The sequence below is a fragment of the Simkaniaceae bacterium genome, assembly GCA_021734805.1.
Lineage (GTDB): Bacteria > Chlamydiota > Chlamydiia > Chlamydiales > JACRBE01 > Amphritriteisimkania.
This window is the reverse complement of the sequence record JAIPIG010000026.1, coordinates 18,469-32,584: the sequence shown is the minus strand read 5'-3', so window position 1 is coordinate 32,584 and position 14,116 is coordinate 18,469. Positions and strand designations below refer to the sequence as shown.

Here is a 14,116-nt window from a genome sequence, read left to right as displayed (position 1 = left end):
AGACCGTTATGATAAAATCATCGATTGACATGCCTTGCACTCCTGTTTCGGTTAAGCTCAAAACAGTGTGCCAACAGGCATGTCATTTTTTCAATTATTTCATGTGCAGTTTTCCGTCAGGAAAACTCGCACATCGCGTGGATTGGGAAGGGGGAGACGCCCTTCTCTTTGATCTAGTTGTATCAAAAGGTGTGGCATTGGGATTAATAGGGTCGGACCGTAGTGTCCCATAAATGTTTCGATAGAACGCAGCACCTATTAGCGTAATAAAAAATGTAGGAACGACGGCTATACCGCCCCACAAATTATGATTGAAAATACAGAAATTGTGTTTGCCCCACGCTTCTTCACATTCGATGGCCGGTGGTGTGTTTCTGTGTAATGAATCGCAATCTTCCGGGTAGGGCGGAAGAGGACAATCACTAAGAGAAGACCCAAATAGATAACCAACCGTAGACCAACTTGCTAAAATAGTCAGGCAAATAGAGGTGAGTTTAGTCTGATAACAGCATTGTGCCCGGCGTTTTTCATTAGCGCGGATATTACAGATACAAGACATGTCAACGCTATCTAGAAACTTACGAACTGTTTTTGCGGCCCCTTCTTTAACCAAGAAATTAGGTGAGCAATCTACCTTTTCAATACGCGTATCAATAGAGCGCTCGCTAGTCGGGCAATCTTCATCATATTCACGATCCGTAACAACGTAGATGTCTATATTTCGAAGGCATCGAGCGGCTTGGACAAAATCTTGATCCGTTGGCCTATGCATTAAACGAGCTAGAATTGTCTTTTCTTTATCGGTATAGAGATAGGGCTCGGTTAATGCAAAAGCAGCAGCTTTTTGAATGATGCTGCAAGCTCGTTTTTTATCTGCCTTTGATAGAGGGATGGCATCATCGGTAAATGTTTGATATCTCCCTTGAGCCGGGGTTGTTCCTAACGGTGCCGCTGCTGCCATATTATGCCTTTTTTTAATGAAGATATTATTAAAAAAAGATGTAATGTTTGCAAGGATATCTTGAGAGTGGGGAGCAATTTATTGATTCTCGATTTTTATTAATATTGCAATTCCCTCCGCTCGAACTAATGTTTTAATAAGAAAAATTTACAGAATGCTTGTTTTTGCTCACGAACTTTTTATTTAAATGTTACCATTAGTCTCGACTTTGCGACCTTTTGGGTCCACCTCCCTTGATCTTTGCGCATCATGCGCTTGGCCTAGGGGCGGACCGGGAGTTATTAAAACAGGGAAGGAGTAAAAAAACTTTTCCGGTTTTAATAACTCCCTAGAGAACAAATATCTCGAGGCTTTCAGGCCCACTAATTGAGTTACAAAGTCGAGATCAATGGTCCAAATAAGAAGGTGCGGCATGGAAAAAAGACTTCCTCTTGGTATTAGTGATTTTAAGGAAATTATTGATAACCGGTATTTTTATATTGATAAGACACTTCTTGTTAAGGAAGTCTTTGAAAAAGGGACTAAAGTGGCGCTCATTCCAAGGCCTCGGAGATTTGGAAAGACTTTAAACCTATCAATGCTTCGTTATTTTTTTGAAAAAGTCGATGAAGATACAAGTTATTTATTCAAGGGTATGAAAATTTGGGAGCATGAGGAGTATCGAAAGATGCAGGGGCAGTTCCCTGTCATTTTCATTACATTTAAGGATATGAAGCATTCATCTTGGGAACATACATATGAACATTTTAGAAGAATACTTTCTGAGGAATTTGCGAGACACGATTATTTGATTAAAAGTGGGGTTTTGAGCAAAGAAGAGGAAAAGGATTATTATGCGGTTCTTAGAAAAGAGGGAAGTCAAGTTTTAAATCAAGAAAGCTTAAAGCTTCTGATAAAATGGATGAATCGGTATCACAAATCAGCAGTGATTTTATTGATTGATGAGTATGATGCCCCTGCACATTCGGCCTATGTGGAAGATTACTACCCACCATTAATTGAGTTCTTAAGAAATTTATTATCCAATTGTTTGAAAGATGTTAGTTATCTTAAGTTTGGAGTGCTTACGGGAATTTTGCGGATTCTAAAAGAAAGTATTTTTTCCGGATTGAACAATGTCAGTTCTTTCACAATTATGAATGAAACGTTTGGTGATAAGTTTGGTCTTTTAGAGAATGAAGTGAGTGAACTTTTGAAAGAGTACGATTTATTTGAAAAAATGGAGTCTATAAGATCATGGTATGATGGCTACCAAGTTGGGGCAACTTCCGATCTTTATAATCCCTGGTCTGTTTTGAAATGTGTTGTAGAAAATGGAAAGCTGGCTCCTTATTGGGTAAATACTAGTGATAATCTACTTATGAAACAATTAATCACGAAAGGTGGGGGTAGTTTAAAAGCTGATGTTGAGGAGCTCATTAAAGGTGGTTTTATTGAAAAAAGGATCGAAGAAGGTATCATATTTCCTGAATTAGACAGGGGATCGAATACGATTTGGTCACTTTTATTATACAGCGGTTATTTAGCTATTGATGCAACTCCCGTTTATGGCATTCCTACTCGGTTAAAAATTCCAAACGTAGAAGTGAAGGAATTGTACCAATTTATGATTTTAGAATGGTTTGAGAAAAGTATTGATGAATATCAATACCGAATGCTTTTACAGTGCTTAGTTGCCGGTGAGATTGACCCATTTTCCAAAATTTTTGAACAGTTTTTAACCTCTTCATTTAGTGTTTTTGATATACCTTTTGAAGAGTCGGAAAAAATTTATCATGCATTTGTTTTAGGAATGCTCGTGGGTCTTAAGGATTCTTACGAGGTAAAATCTAACCGAGAAAGTGGATTTGGAAGATACGACGTCTTATTGTGCCCAAAAAACAGAGGCCGCTTAGGTATTATAATGGAATTTAAAAAGATCGGAAGCTCTGAAAATATACCATTGGATGTGGTTGCTGACCAAGCGATTAAGCAGATAAAAGAAAAAAAATACGAGCAAGAGCTTATTGACCGAGAAGTTCCTCAAATTTTGTATTTGGGTTTTGCTTTTTGTGGAAAAAAGGTGGTTATCAAGCATGAGTTTGAACGGGTTCTGTAATTGTGCTTCTGATCAATTAGGGAGCGGTTGTTCATCTTCTTTATACTGCAATTTCAGAGAAAATAATCCTTGGAAAGATTTAAAAAAGCCCCCTTTATTTGGAGAGATAATATCTTGGATCATGTTCTGCAGATTTTCTTTGCTGAAGATTTGTTGAAGGGCGTAACGCATAATGAGCTGAGTGATTTGTGCTGTTGGAATGCCACCCTGACTTGAAACATCGGTGAACTGTAGCGAAGAGATATGAACGGTTCGAATTTTTTTAGGTTGGTCTTTATAGACGATGGCAACAGTGATGTCATTTAAATTGAGTTGCTTAATTAAAACTTCAGTATTTGAGTTCGGATCAGAGCTGTTGGAATCATTGAGATTTTTCATAATATAGGTCCAATTTCCCCGGTGATCACTCTTTGAATTAAACTCAAGTCCAACATACAGATTGTTCAGGTTCATTGTTGGAATCAGAATTTTTTCCTTAAAAAAATGAGAAATCGGAACGTTGGCTTCGGTTTTCCCGATCTTTAGTGCTTGTGGGAGGATTGAGCGGGGAGGATTGCCCATAACAAAGTCGCGGATACTCAGGCTAGATAAGGAAAGGGTGATTCCATCAATATTCACTTCGACTTGGGCCCGCTTTGAGAGTGTATGGGAGACAATAGATGGGAGAAGGGTATAACATAATGAGATTCCAATGAAAATCAAGATAATTGAACCGATTAAAATGCGCCAAAGAATCTTCATTTGTAAAACCTAAAAAAATACAAGCATTACACCTCTATTTTTGCTCATCGGTAAAAATGAAAATTAAGTCAATAGATCTCTTTCGAAATTCTAAGGAGGTGGGCATTTTGGTTCATAAGGAGGGCGTCGGCGATGACAAGAGCGCCCATTGCCTCGACGACGGGAGTAGCGCGAATCGCAACAGCGGGATCTTGGCGTTTGGTTTCTTGAAGAGAGAAAGAGGCTTCTTTTTTATCAAAAGTGAGGCTCCTTTGTGATTTGCCAATCGATGAGGTGGGTTTGAAGGCAACCCGTAGTTCAATGGGCATTCCGGTTGAGATGCCGCCGAGGATTCCGCCGGCGTGATTCGTTGCGCATCGGATCTCATCGCCATCCAAAATATATAGATCATTGTGTTCCGATCCCATCATCTGAGTTGATTGAAAACCCGATCCAAATTCAATCGCTTTGCAAGCCGGAATGGATAGCATCGCTTTAGCAAGATTAGCTTCGAGTTTTTCATAGATGGGATCTCCAAGGCCTGCCGGTAAATCAGAGATGAGCAAAGAGACGGTTCCTCCTAGAGAGTTCCCCTCTTCTTGAGCGCACTTGATGGCCGTAAGCATCTCATCTTCAGTGTGGGGGCAGGGACAAAAGATGCGGCTTTTTTCAAGGCCCGTTTGGATAGCATCGAAAGAGAGAGGCGGGGTTTGATGCGTATAAATGGAGGAGAGGTAGGCTTTAATCCGGATGTGATAATAGCTCAGAAGTTTTTTTGCAACGGCACCGGCTGCAACGCGCATCGCCGTTTCTCGAGCAGAGGCTCTGCCGCCACCGCGGTGATCAAAAACCCCATATTTTGCCATATAAGTGAAATTGGCATGGCCCGGGCGAAGCACATCCTTCATTTGATCATAGTTGAAAGATTTGACATCTTGATTATAGATAATAATGGAAATCGGTGTGCCTGTTGTCTTGCCCTCATAAACTCCCGATAAAATTTCACACCGGTCCGGTTCCTTCCTCTCTGTGGTTCCGGGTAGGACTCCGGGTCTTCTCTTGTCGAGTTCAAGATGGATATCCTCTTCTGAAAGAGAGAGCATGGCGGGGCAGCCGTCAATGACAACGCCTATGGCTTTGCCGTGGGATTCGCCCCACGTTGTGATCCGAAAAATCTGTCCAAAGCTATTGCTTCCCATAGATAGGCTCCTCTTGCAGTGGTGTTAGATCAGCGCCATGTTGGCAAAGTAAGTTGAAAAATGACGGAAATGTTTTATTAACGCATTGTATTCCATGCAAGAGCGATCTGCCTGAGGCCGAAAGAGCTGCTACAGTGAGCGCCATCGCAATACGGTGATCGGCATGTGCCTCGAGCTCAGATCCGATCAGATCGGATTGCATTATTGTGAGTGAAGAATCATCAGAGCTGATGATTGCTCCCATTTTTTTGAGTTCTAAAGTGGTGGCAACAAGGCGATCGCTCTCTTTTTCTTTAGCAATAGCGGCATTATAGAGATAGGTTGTCCCTCGTGCAAAACATCCCACTACTGCAAGAATAGGGATAAGATCGATACAGGCATCCATGTCAATGGTTATTGCTTGTAACCCGTGATGTGGAAAGGTCTGTAGTCTTTGATTGGGGGGGTCGATAGTGATATTAGCCCCCATTTGTTGGAGTAGCGGGATTAAGATTTGATCCCCTTGGGCCTCATCAAAATCGAGATTATCAATGCTGATGCTTTGATTTTGTATGACAGCTAAAACAAGTAGGGGTGCAATGGAGCTGAAGTCTCCCGGAACGCGATAGGAAAACCCATCGATTTTGCTTTTTCCAAAAAGGGTGATCTCAGACGGGGTTTCTCTTTGATAGGGGATGCCAAAACTCTTCAGCCAAGAAAGAGATAATTCAATCCACGGTTTTTCACAGAGCGATTGGATAGAGATATGGATGGGATGGGGTGCAAAGGCTGCGGCATAAATGAGCGAAGAAACGGGTTGTGAGTCTTTGCCGATAATGGTTGTTTTATGCTTTGTGAGCGGGCCCCGGATAATAATGGGGGCATGCCCGAGGGGGTTGGATGCCTTGGCAAAGGCGCCAAGATGGGTCAGGGCATCTAGTAATGGGGCAATGGGTCGCCGCGTGCGAATGGACTCATCTCCCGTGATAACAGTATAAGTGGGGATAAGCGCTGCAAGCGCCGCTATAAAGCGATAAACAATCCCTGAGTTGCCCGCATTGATCACATCGCTAGTTCCTTGAGGAATGCCGCCGGGGCTGCGGACGAGAAGGGTGTCATCTTCGATACAAACGTGGGCGCCTAATTTGGTGATGGCGTCAATCATATGCGTGGTGTCACTTGCGTTGAGAAAATGAGAAATTCTGCTCTCGTTATGAGCCAGTAGTGAAAAATACAGCGCGCGCAGGGTTTGAGATTTTGAAGGGGGCGCCCGGAAGTGACCCGAGATGAGAGAGGGAGAAATCGATAGTGATTGTGAAGAGGGAATAGTCATAGTGAGAATGCCTTTGCCATTGGTGGCTTAAAAGTGATTAATAGCCAATCGATTAAATCATAAATCTTTGCCTCATCGATCCATCCGAGAGTAGCTGATCCAATGCGCTCAAGGCATGTATATCGATATTGACTTCCCCTTTTTTTCTTATCAAAGTGAAGTGCTTGTATGAGGGAGCTCTTTGAAATAGATTCGGGTAAAACAAGAGGGGAATCAAAAAGCGATCGGATGAAGAGATGGTCATTTTTTGTTAATTGAGGGGATAGGCGCGCTTCGGCAATCATCCCCATAGCTATGGCGGTGCCATGAGCAATACAAGTCTCTGAGGCGCGCTCGATAGCATGTCCTATCGTATGGCCAAAGTTAAGAAGGTTGCGCTGTCCGAGGTCCTGAAAATCGGAGGTGATGATCTCATGTTTAATCGCAATGCTTTTTTGAATGAGAGAAAGGGAGAGTGGAGATTTTAGTAAAGAGGGATCGGCAATCAGTCCGTATTTTATAATTTCGCTCAAGCCATTTTTGAACTCGGTTTCAGGGAGTGTTTTGAGAAACTCCGGTGCAATCACGATGAGCGAGGGGGCGTAAAACGTGCCAATGAGGTTTTTGCCATGTGAAGTGTTGACTCCATTTTTTCCTCCGATGCTCGCATCGACCATCCCGAGGAGTGTGGTTGGGATGTTGATGAGAGGGAGGCCTCGCATATATGTAGAGGCAATAAAACCGGCAAGATCCGTTGTCACTCCCCCGCCTAGAGCTATTAATGCATAATGCCGGTGAATGCCATGAGATAGCATCGCATTTTCTAACAGTTCTTTTGTCTCTCTTGTTTTATGGCACTCACCCGAAGGGAAACAAAACAACTCTGCAATGAGCCCCCTTGCAAGGAGGGCTTCTCGCAAACGCTTGGCATATAAGTCATACACGACATCATCGGCAATGATTGCAAAATGATTGCCGAATTTTTGAAGCTCAGTATAGAGTAGCTCTGATTGGAAGGGATCTTTATCGATCACAAGAATATTTTTAGGCCAAGACATATGCTTTTTTTATCTTTAAAAACAATTTCCGATGCACACTTTGCCCAACTCAATCGTTATCTTCATCGCCTTGATGGAGTTGAGTTGCGCTTTGAGCATATAGATTTAGCGACATTTGAAAAAATAAAAAAATGGATGAAAACTAAAAAATGCAAGGTGATTTTTGCTTGGAAAATGGCGGTGGATCTAGTTTGGATGGAAAGGCTGCTGGCTCTTCAGCCCGATTATTTTGATATTGATCATCAAGTCGATGATGAAGGTGTGCAGTGTTTGCAAGACAAATACCCTAAATCGGCATGGATTATTTCGCACCACGATTTTGAAAAAATGCCACACAACCTTTTGGCTATTTTATCTCAAATGCGACAAAAGAAAGGGCAATTTTATAAACTTGCCCTTTTTTCACAATCAAGTCTAGATGCTCTGTGGATGTTGTCAGTGCTTAAAAATGAGAGGGATGTGATTGCGATTGCGATGGGCGAGCATGGCCGCCTTTCGCGCGCTTTAGCGCCAATTCGGGGTGCGCCGATAAACTATACCTGTTTGCCTAATGAACGAAGTGCCCCGGGTCAAATTGATGTCGATGAATTGTTTGAAGTCTATCATTATGATCGTTTGGGTGTGCATACTCAGTTATATGGGTTGATTGGAGATCCCGTAGAGTTTAGCTATTCGCATATCACTCATAATGATTTGTTTTACAAACTCAATCTTCCGGCGCTCTATTTAAAAATTTCCGTATCAAGTGAAAATTTTTCAAAGGCGATAGCGTATTTGAATGCGTTGGGATTTAAGGGGCTTTCAATCACAACACCTCTAAAGGAAATCGCCTACGCTCATACGGAGTGCGTCGAAGAAGAGGCCGTTCAAGCAATCAACACCTACGTGCTCAACAAAGCCATCAATACGGATGGCAAAGGGGCTGTTGATTTAATCGAGAGGAGAAAGCCCATTTATGGAATGCGCATTCTGGTGCTTGGCGCCGGTGCGACAGCTCAAGCCATCATTTGCGAAATCAAAAAAAGAGGGGGTGAGCCGATCGTTTGGAATCGAACGATGTCTCGGGCTAAAGAGCTGGCTAAGCGCTATGATTGCCCCTTTTATCAAGGGCAAGTCTATGATTGCATTGTTCAAGCAACAAGCTGTGGATTTGGAGGGGATAGCCAAAGTGAAGAGATCCTCTCTCTCATTCGACCAAATTGTCTTGCGCTGGAAGTGATTGCCAACCCTGTTAAAACGCCGTTTTTAAATGAAGTTGAGCGGCTTGGGGGAGAGTGCATCCCGGGAATTCAAATGTTTGCAAGGCAAGCGGCCTATCAATTTCATGCTTGGCTGCAACTAGATATAGAAAAGGCATATATGCTATTATACGAAAAGTTAACTGAGATACTTTATGAGAAGACTCGTCATTCAACACAACTCACAAGAGTTTATTGAGACATTTGAAAAACTCTTTAATTTGACCTATTCAAATCATCTGGAATTTGTCGATGAAGGAGGGCTCAATTGGCTAAACAAACGACGAAAAAAACTTTTGAGAGATAAAGGGTTTCGCCTGCGCAATCAGTGGACTTCGGCTCTTTTTAAATCGGATTTTTGCGCTCAAAAACACCCGCCGATTGAAATCGATGAGGTGAATGCTCTTGTAGGACTCGGTGTTTTTGCCTCGTCTCCGATCAAAGCTTTGGCATATGTAGGCGAATATACGGGAGTTGTGAGACCAAGGCAAAAAAAAACCGATCAAACAAATAACTATGCCTTTCGCTATCTCGAGTCGCGCTTTCGCGTTCCCTATCTCATCGATGCAAAAAATAAGGGGAATTTTTGTCGTTTTATCAATCATAGCGATGAACCCAATCTCCTCTCGACTTCCCTTTTGATTGAAGGGGTCTATCACATTATTTTTTTCACAAAAAGGGGCATCGAGGCCAATGAGCAGCTGACCTATGATTATGGGGAGGCATATTGGAGAGCAAGAGCAGTGCCCTTACTCCTCTGAATCATCATTTTGAAATCCCGATAGGCTAAGGGCTCCCCCCGAGTGAATGATCAACGTCTTCTTTGTGAGTCGGCTTTGATGGTGGTGCTCGAGTTCATAAAACATTTTCGATGAATAGAGGGGGTCTAAAAAGATCCCCTCTCTTTGTGCAAAATCGTCGATGTAGCGAAGTAAAGAGGTGGGAACACTTCCAAATGCTTTATATTGACTGAGTTGATGGACTTGATAGGGAGGAAGGGGCAGCGACTTGTCATGCATTGCATGCAATCGAGCATCAAAGGCTCTTGCATCCTCTTTCATGGAAAAAATTTGGATGGTCCAAGGTTTTTGCAAATAGGCGGCGCCTAAAATTAAACCAATGGCGCTCAGCCCCGTTCCCGCATCGATGCAAATGTGATCAAAGGCGATGCAGTGTTCTTTTTCATTGCGGCTAATACTCTCTGCTAAAGTCATAGCGCCGAGTAAACTCTCTTTTGAATATCCCCCTTCGTCGATAAAGAGCGAATCAGGTGTTTGAATCAGAGAGTGCGGATTTATTTCATCCCGTTCGATCCAAATGATTTGCTCCGGTTTGATGAGCCGAGAAAGGTAGGCGAAATTACCCCTTTTTTGGAGATGATGGGGTTTTTTTAAAAGAAGAGAAAAGGGGATTTGGTGTTCGATTAGACTCTGTGAAATAGCGAGAATAAAGTTGGAGTGTGCGCTGCCGAAGACGGAAACATGTTTGATTTTTTTGTGCAAAAGGGAGGGAATTAAAGAAGCGAGTTTGCGCAATTTATTTCCGCTCATGCCAAAGCTAAGTTCATCTTCTCTTTTAATGTAGGCGGGATAAGTATTGAGAGGATGGACTCTGGAATGTAATGGCCAAATATGAGGAGAGAGGTCTTTGAAAGTTTTTTCTTGAAGCACAGATTTTCTTTGTGTATAAATCAAAATTTGCATTTTAAAGGATAGAGTGTTTGTTTTGTAAAAGTCAAAAAAATAGGACAAGTGAGTAGGGCGCGATGGGAAAAAATGTCACACAGAAGCTGATCGAGAGCCATCTCGTCTCAGGAAAGATGGTTGCCGGGGAAGAAATTGGTCTAAAAATTGATCAAACACTAGCTCAGGATGCTACGGGCACAATGGTGATGTTAGAGCTTGAGGCGATGAAACTCGATCGAGCAAAAACGGAAATATCTTGTCAGTATGTTGACCACAATTTAATCCAAACAGATTTTAAAAATCCCGATGATCATTTATTTTTATATAGTGCCTGTCAAAAATTTGGGATTTGGTATTCGAAAGCGGGGAATGGGGTGTCTCATCCTGTGCATATGGAAAGAATCGGTATTCCCGGAAAGACAATGGTGGGATCCGATAGCCATACTTGTGCGGCGGGAAGTTTGGGAATGCTCGCGATTGGGACGGGGGGGCTTGAAGTGGCACTTGCTATTGCAGGACAGCCCTTTTATGTGGCGATGCCTCAAATTATGGGTGTCAAATTAACGGGATCACTTCCGGATTGGGTGAGTGCAAAGGATATCATCTTAGAAATGCTCAGACGCCATGATGTAAAAGGGGGCGTTGGCAAGATCATTGAGTATTATGGACCCGCCCTTAAGGGCTTAACTGCGATGGATCGCCATGTTGTTGCCAATATGGGAGCAGAATTGGGTGCAACGACAACCGTATTCCCCTCAGATGAAGTAACGCGCGCCTTTCTGAGCCAACAAGGGCGTGAAAATGAGTGGGTTGAAATGCTTGCCGATCCCGATGCAACCTATGATTTGCATGATGAGATTGATTTATCGCGCCTCGAACCTTTGATCGCCTGTCCATCGAGTCCGGGAAATGTTGTGCCCGTAAGAGAGGTTGCCGGTCAACCCATTTTTCAATCGATGATCGGTTCGTCAGCCAATCCCGGGATGCGCGATTTTGTCATTCCCGCTCTGATTATTAAAGGTAAAAAGGCATTGGATCATGTCTCTTTAGATATTAACCCTTCCTCTAGACAAATCCTCGACAATCTCGCACGCGATGGCCATCTTGCCGATTTAATTGAGGCGGGCGCGCGCATCCACCAAGCCGGATGCAACGGTTGCATTGGAATGGGGCAAGCACCTGCAACAAAAAAGATTTCTCTCAGAACAAATCCCCGTAACTTTCCCGGGAGATCGGGGACAAAAGAAGATCTCGTTTATTTATGTAGCCCGGAGACGGCGATCGCATCTGCAATGACAGGGGTAATTACCGATCCGCGCACGCTCGATATGCCCTATCCCCGTTATGAAGAGAGTGCGACTCTAAATATTGTCGATGCATTGACACCACCATCAAAGACAAAGGAAAAATGTGAACTGATCATGGGGCCTAATATTAAACCCCTTCCCCACTTTGATCAGTTGACAGATCATGTCAAAGGACCTGTTTTGCTTAAAATGGGGGATAACGTTTCAACAGATGAAATTTTGCCGGCAGGAACTAAAGTGCTCCCTTTTAGAAGTAATATTCCTGAAATCAGCAAGTTTACATTTTCACAGGTTGATGAGCATTATTATACTCGGGCCATGAAGCATCAGGCGGAAGGATCCATTCTGGTGGGTGGTGAAAACTACGGGCAGGGATCATCGCGTGAGCATGCCGCTATTGCACCGCGTTATTTAGGGGTGAAGGCAGTGATTGCTAAGAGTTATGCGCGCATTCACCGGAAAAATCTCATTAATTTTGGTATTGTTCCTTTGGTGTTTGAATCAAGTGATGACTATGATTCAATAGATCAAGATGATATCTTAGAAATTTCGCACATCCGAGAGAGAATTGAAAAAGGGCAAGAGATTGAAGTGAGAAATGTCTCTAAAAAAAGGACGTTTAAAGCGGCATGCCCATTAACTGAGCGTAATCGGAAAAGCCTTCTTGCCGGGGGGCTTATCAATGTTGTGCTTAAAGAGGGGCATGAATAGCAGTTATGTTTTTTTTGATTCGATTGTTGATTACTACAGGGGTGATTATTTTAACGGCCCACGTCATTCCGGGGCTTATTGTTCCCAGCTACCTCGATGCCCTGATCTTTGGGATTATACTCGGGCTTATTAATGCGACCATCCGTCCTGTCTTGGTCTTTCTAACACTGCCTATTTCAATTATCACATTGGGGCTTTTCACCTTAGTGATCAATGGGTTTACGTTTTGGCTCGCTGCAGAGATCTCTTATGGAGTTAAAGTCGTAAATATTGAAGCGGCAATTATCGGGGGGATTATCATTTGGCTTACCGGTTTATTTACCAATCGCTTTGTTTGGGGTAGATGAGATCGCTTCTTGAATCACTCCTGGTATATAATTAACTTGTGGGTTGGACTAATAATTTAATTTGTATTAATTAGTCTAATTTGAGGTTAATTATGTTTAAGAAGTTATTTTTTATCGTTTTATTAGCCGGTCCGGTCATTGGGTTTTTTCAGATTGATTTCGCGCAATCCGGGCAAGAACATGAAAGCTCCCATGTCGCTAAGGCGGCTCATCGTATCCCTGAAGCCCTTGTTCAAATCTACCAAGCTAAAGAGCAGCAATGGAAAGGGATGCTCAGCGTAAGAACTTGGATTGCAACAAAAGAAAAACACTCCAGATCCTATGTCGTCTATGAGGTTTTAGGGTCGAAGTTGCCTAAACACGAGTCAGTTGTTTCCATTCAAAAGAAAGCTCCGGATGAATTTTGGTATGGTCAAAAACCGGAAATCATTTATGAACTTAAGGGGTTGGAGGCAGAGCTTGCCATCCCCAAGATCGATCAGCTCGCTCGTCAATATCCTCATACCCATGAATATGAAATGTGGTTCGGACCAAATGATAATACGTTTGTCTCTCATATTGTTCGGCATGTCGATCAAATCCAATTTTCCATGCCTTCAAATGCTATGGGAAAAGACTATATTGTAGGGGATCACATGTTTGCACGCTCTCCCTCAAAGACGGGGTATCAATTTAATTATAAGGGGTTAGGTGGCTTTTTACTTTCTCGCGATGAGGGGGTTGAAGTGAGCATATTTGGGCTCGTCTTCGGTGTAAATCCCATGCAGGGCGAAGTCAAACTACCCGGTTATGGATCTGTCAGCATTAAAGATATTAAGTGGAAGTGATATCAATCATTGCGTTTGGTTGAAGCTATAGGCCGCAATGGAAAAATAGCCAAGGTAAAAAAGAACGATCAGGTTTGCTAGGATATGGAAATATTTTGGCCATGATTTTGCTTGATAGCGGGCAACATCATAGATATGTAGGGATGATTCAAAAAAAAGATTCAGAAGATAGAGGAATGTGATTGCAAGCAGGGCATAAAATCCCCAATTGCCAAAATAGACCGTCATCACCGCAATGGCAAAAGCCAGGTGGAAAAAAGCTTTTTCAATCTGAAAGTGCGCCCCAAATTTCCAGCCTAAGGCCTTCGATGTGCTTTTGCTAAAAAAGAGACTGCCAAGAAAGGATGTAAATCCGGTGCAAGCAATCGACCACAAGCTCATCATATCAAATCCCACGCGCGGATCATAGGCATCACGGCAGTAAAACCCGAGATAAATTCCAATAATTGATCCAAAGAGTCCCATCATTTCTAGAAGGATCGGAAACATGGCTCGATAGGCATTCGATAACATCATTGTTAAGCTCTCCATTTAAAAACCTCTCCCCCTATAAATAGGAAAGGTTTTTGACGGTTAAGGACTACTGGCTATTGAAGACTAGGTTGTTTAAAGATCTCGCTTCTTTGGCTAGAAGTCTAGGCACCGTTCAATCTTTGATAATAATGCAAGTATTT

At 42.7% G+C, this 14,116-nt stretch carries 13 protein-coding genes; 6 read left to right on the top strand and 7 right to left on the bottom strand.

Going from position 1 to position 14,116, the window contains the following annotated elements; translation table 11 throughout:
- Positions 1-94: 94 nt before the first annotated feature.
- Positions 95-961, bottom strand: a complete 867-nt coding sequence (locus K9M07_06105) for a hypothetical protein (protein ID MCF7852795.1) — start codon at positions 959-961, stop codon at positions 95-97.
- A 412-nt stretch (positions 962-1,373) separates the two neighbouring features.
- Here K9M07_06105 and K9M07_06100 point away from each other — a divergent pair, with 412 nt between their 5' ends.
- Entirely contained in the window at positions 1,374-3,059 is a 1,686-nt protein-coding gene (locus K9M07_06100; protein ID MCF7852794.1) for an ATP-binding protein, read from the top strand.
- A gap of 12 nt (positions 3,060-3,071) precedes the next feature.
- On the opposite strand, the gene K9M07_06095 is transcribed toward K9M07_06100, so the two are convergent.
- The 4 genes from K9M07_06095 to aroB form a co-directional block, all read right to left on the bottom strand.
- On the bottom strand, positions 3,072-3,800 hold the full coding sequence (locus K9M07_06095) for a hypothetical protein (protein ID MCF7852793.1): 729 nt from the start codon (positions 3,798-3,800) through the stop codon (positions 3,072-3,074).
- A 68-nt stretch (positions 3,801-3,868) separates the two neighbouring features.
- Complete coding sequence (aroC, locus tag K9M07_06090; GenBank protein ID MCF7852792.1) at positions 3,869-4,978, bottom strand: chorismate synthase; 1,110 nt, start codon at positions 4,976-4,978, stop codon at positions 3,869-3,871.
- Positions 4,965-6,290, bottom strand: a complete 1,326-nt coding sequence (gene aroA / locus K9M07_06085) for a 3-phosphoshikimate 1-carboxyvinyltransferase (protein MCF7852791.1) — start codon at positions 6,288-6,290, stop codon at positions 4,965-4,967. Before aroA ends, aroC begins: the two co-directional genes overlap by 14 nt.
- Positions 6,287-7,327, bottom strand: coding sequence for a 3-dehydroquinate synthase (aroB, locus tag K9M07_06080; protein ID MCF7852790.1), 1,041 nt, complete (start codon positions 7,325-7,327; stop codon positions 6,287-6,289). The genes aroA and aroB overlap by 4 nt, the downstream gene beginning before the upstream one ends.
- Between aroB and K9M07_06075 the strand changes: the two genes are divergently transcribed.
- Together K9M07_06075 and K9M07_06070 are read left to right on the top strand one after the other, a co-directional pair.
- On the top strand, positions 7,328-8,764 hold the full coding sequence (locus tag K9M07_06075; protein MCF7852789.1) for a type I 3-dehydroquinate dehydratase: 1,437 nt from the start codon (positions 7,328-7,330) through the stop codon (positions 8,762-8,764).
- Positions 8,721-9,326 (top strand): SET domain-containing protein-lysine N-methyltransferase, encoded by a 606-nt coding sequence (locus K9M07_06070; protein MCF7852788.1) that lies wholly within the window; start codon positions 8,721-8,723, stop codon positions 9,324-9,326. The genes K9M07_06075 and K9M07_06070 overlap by 44 nt, the downstream gene beginning before the upstream one ends.
- Here K9M07_06070 and K9M07_06065 read toward each other — a convergent pair.
- Entirely contained in the window at positions 9,315-10,235 is a 921-nt protein-coding gene (locus K9M07_06065) for a hypothetical protein (protein MCF7852787.1), read from the bottom strand. The two genes, K9M07_06070 and K9M07_06065, sit on opposite strands and share 12 nt — an antisense overlap.
- Before the next feature lie 95 nt (positions 10,236-10,330).
- Here K9M07_06065 and K9M07_06060 point away from each other — a divergent pair, with 95 nt between their 5' ends.
- The 3 genes from K9M07_06060 (at position 10,331) to K9M07_06050 (ending at position 13,442) form a co-directional block, all read left to right on the top strand.
- The gene (locus K9M07_06060; GenBank protein ID MCF7852786.1) at positions 10,331-12,268 is read left to right on the top strand and encodes an aconitate hydratase; all 1,938 of its coding nucleotides are present in this window, start codon (positions 10,331-10,333) and stop codon (positions 12,266-12,268) included.
- A gap of 5 nt (positions 12,269-12,273) precedes the next feature.
- A complete protein-coding gene (locus K9M07_06055) occupies positions 12,274-12,615 on the top strand; it encodes a phage holin family protein (GenBank protein ID MCF7852785.1) in 342 nt (113 codons plus the stop codon).
- Between the two features lie 92 nt (positions 12,616-12,707).
- Entirely contained in the window at positions 12,708-13,442 is a 735-nt protein-coding gene (locus K9M07_06050; GenBank protein ID MCF7852784.1) for a DUF3750 domain-containing protein, read from the top strand.
- A gap of 6 nt (positions 13,443-13,448) precedes the next feature.
- On the opposite strand, the gene K9M07_06045 is transcribed toward K9M07_06050, so the two are convergent.
- Positions 13,449-13,973, bottom strand: a complete 525-nt coding sequence (locus K9M07_06045) for a hypothetical protein (GenBank protein MCF7852783.1) — start codon at positions 13,971-13,973, stop codon at positions 13,449-13,451.
- Between the last annotated feature and the right edge of the window lie 143 nt (positions 13,974-14,116).

What these genes read in the sequence shown, in the direction of transcription:
- aroC (MCF7852792.1), bottom strand. Translation starts at nt 4,978, where the DNA reads ATGGGAAGCAATAGCTTTGGACAGATTTTTCGGATCACAACGTGGGGC.
- K9M07_06095 (MCF7852793.1), bottom strand. Translation starts at nt 3,800, where the DNA reads ATGAAGATTCTTTGGCGCATTTTAATCGGTTCAATTATCTTGATTTTC.
- K9M07_06100 (MCF7852794.1), top strand. Translation starts at nt 1,374, where the DNA reads ATGGAAAAAAGACTTCCTCTTGGTATTAGTGATTTTAAGGAAATTATT.
- K9M07_06060 (MCF7852786.1), top strand. Translation starts at nt 10,331, where the DNA reads ATGGGAAAAAATGTCACACAGAAGCTGATCGAGAGCCATCTCGTCTCA.
- K9M07_06050 (MCF7852784.1), top strand. Translation starts at nt 12,708, where the DNA reads ATGTTTAAGAAGTTATTTTTTATCGTTTTATTAGCCGGTCCGGTCATT.
- K9M07_06075 (MCF7852789.1), top strand. Translation starts at nt 7,328, where the DNA reads ATGCTTTTTTTATCTTTAAAAACAATTTCCGATGCACACTTTGCCCAA.
- K9M07_06045 (MCF7852783.1), bottom strand. Translation starts at nt 13,973, where the DNA reads ATGGAGAGCTTAACAATGATGTTATCGAATGCCTATCGAGCCATGTTT.
- K9M07_06105 (MCF7852795.1), bottom strand. Translation starts at nt 961, where the DNA reads ATGGCAGCAGCGGCACCGTTAGGAACAACCCCGGCTCAAGGGAGATAT.
- K9M07_06070 (MCF7852788.1), top strand. Translation starts at nt 8,721, where the DNA reads ATGAGAAGACTCGTCATTCAACACAACTCACAAGAGTTTATTGAGACA.
- aroB (MCF7852790.1), bottom strand. Translation starts at nt 7,327, where the DNA reads ATGTCTTGGCCTAAAAATATTCTTGTGATCGATAAAGATCCCTTCCAA.
- aroA (MCF7852791.1), bottom strand. Translation starts at nt 6,290, where the DNA reads ATGACTATTCCCTCTTCACAATCACTATCGATTTCTCCCTCTCTCATC.
- K9M07_06055 (MCF7852785.1), top strand. Translation starts at nt 12,274, where the DNA reads ATGTTTTTTTTGATTCGATTGTTGATTACTACAGGGGTGATTATTTTA.